This window comes from Bradyrhizobium sp. 139 (assembly GCF_023074175.1).
Lineage (GTDB): Bacteria > Pseudomonadota > Alphaproteobacteria > Rhizobiales > Xanthobacteraceae > Bradyrhizobium.
On the sequence record NZ_JADPKS010000155.1, the window covers coordinates 1 to 1,541 of the forward strand.

Consider the following 1,541-nt stretch of genomic DNA (forward strand, 5'->3'; position numbering starts at 1 on the left):
GCTTGCCTTCCAACCAAGCCGCGCGACGCGCGCCACAAATAGCGCCGTAGCTAGCGCGGCTTGGCTGGAAGGCTGCCCGGGGCCCGTTACCCCATCTACGCACATCACGCCGCCGACTGCCGTTCGTCCTTCGCTCGGCTCTGCCGCAGAGCCCTTGCATAGAGCATCATGCCCTCGCGCACCGTGCGCTGCTCGGCCTTTGTCAGCGCAGCCAGTGCCGCGCTCACTTGCTGCCGTCCGAACGCGTGCAGCGCCTTCAGCGTGCGCCGTCCCTTCGCCGTCAGCGACAACAGCTTGCTGCGTGCGTCGGCCTCATCGGGTGTCTCCCGCAGCTCGCCGCATTCGATCAGCTTGCGAACCATGCGGCTGACGCTGGATTTCTCCAGCCGCAGGAAATCGCCGAGCTCCCCTGAATTCATCGGTCCGCGGATGCCGATCTCAAGAATGGTGTGAACCGCCGATGGCGGATAGTCCGAGGCCGCCACCGTCGCATCCATGAAGCCGAGCTCCCGCACCATCAGGCGCGAGGCCGCGCGGATGTCGTCAATCAGCGCAAGTCCGGCCATCTTGACTCCAAGGCATGTAGTTGTACCATACAACTATATGCCCGCAACGCTGCGTGCAAGCGTTTTGGAGTGATCCATGAGCGGAACCTTGCCGGCGGGGATGCGGATGAAGGGCAAGGTCTGCCTGGTGACGGGGGGCGGCAGCGGCATCGGCCGTGCCACGGCGCTGCGGATGGCATCCGAAGGCGCGGAGGCCGTCCTTGTTGCGGGCCGGCGCGAAGCCGAGATCGCCGCCGCGGCCGCAGCGTGCCGCGAGCTCGGTGCGGACGCCATCCCGATCACAACCGACATCACGCGAGAGGACGACGTCGCACGCCTCGTCCGCATGGCCATTGAGCGTTGCGGCCGGCTCGACGTGGCCTTCAACAATGCGGGCTTCCAGGAGCGCCGCGCGCCGCTGGAGGAGCAGGGCACGGAGATCTACGACAGCGTGTTCGACACCAATGTCCGCGCGCTGTTCCTGTGCCTGCGCCATCAATTGCCGGCGATGCTGGCGCAGGGGCGCGGCAGCATCGTCGTCAATACCTCCGTCAGCGGCGTCCGCAATCCCAATCCCGGCTTCTCGCTCTATTCGGCCTCGAAGGCTGCTGCGATCTCGCTGACACGCTCGGCTGCGATGGAGAACGCTCCGCGCGGCATCCGCATCAACGCGATCGCCCCCGGCCGTGTCGTCACCGACATGATGCTGCGTGCCGGGGTCGGCGATGTCGCAACCGTCAGCGCGGGCTTGCCGCTGCGGCGGATGGGGAGCCCGGAGGAAGTCGCGGAGGCGGTGGTGTGGCTATCGTCCGACGCGTCATCCTATGTCGTGGGGCATGTGCTGGCAGCCGATGGCGGATTTTTGGCGTCGTAGTTTCGTAGCCTGGATGGAGCGAAGAGACTGGGCAAGATTCTTATAGCGAAGGAAGGTACGATTCGGCATGACGAATCGTACCTTCAAGACCGGTGTCAGCCGGGATCAGCCGAGCTTTCTGC

At 65.6% G+C, this 1,541-nt stretch carries 2 protein-coding genes; one reads left to right on the forward strand and one right to left on the reverse strand.

Going from position 1 to position 1,541, the window contains the following annotated elements; genetic code table 11:
* Positions 1-104: 104 nt before the first annotated feature.
* Positions 105-566: a MarR family transcriptional regulator gene (locus IVA80_RS33590; RefSeq protein ID WP_247439365.1), complete on the reverse strand. Its 462-nt coding sequence runs from the start codon at positions 564-566 to the stop codon at positions 105-107.
* A gap of 76 nt (positions 567-642) precedes the next feature.
* Here IVA80_RS33590 and IVA80_RS33595 point away from each other — a divergent pair, with 76 nt between their 5' ends.
* Complete coding sequence (locus IVA80_RS33595) at positions 643-1,419, forward strand: glucose 1-dehydrogenase (RefSeq protein ID WP_247439367.1); 777 nt, start codon at positions 643-645, stop codon at positions 1,417-1,419.
* Positions 1,420-1,541: the final 122 nt, after the last annotated feature.

Excerpts from the sequence above, each read along its gene's own strand:
- IVA80_RS33590 (WP_247439365.1), bottom strand. The coding sequence starts at position 566 with ATGGCCGGACTTGCGCTGATTGACGACATCCGCGCGGCCTCGCGCCTG.
- IVA80_RS33595 (WP_247439367.1), top strand. The coding sequence starts at position 643 with ATGAGCGGAACCTTGCCGGCGGGGATGCGGATGAAGGGCAAGGTCTGC.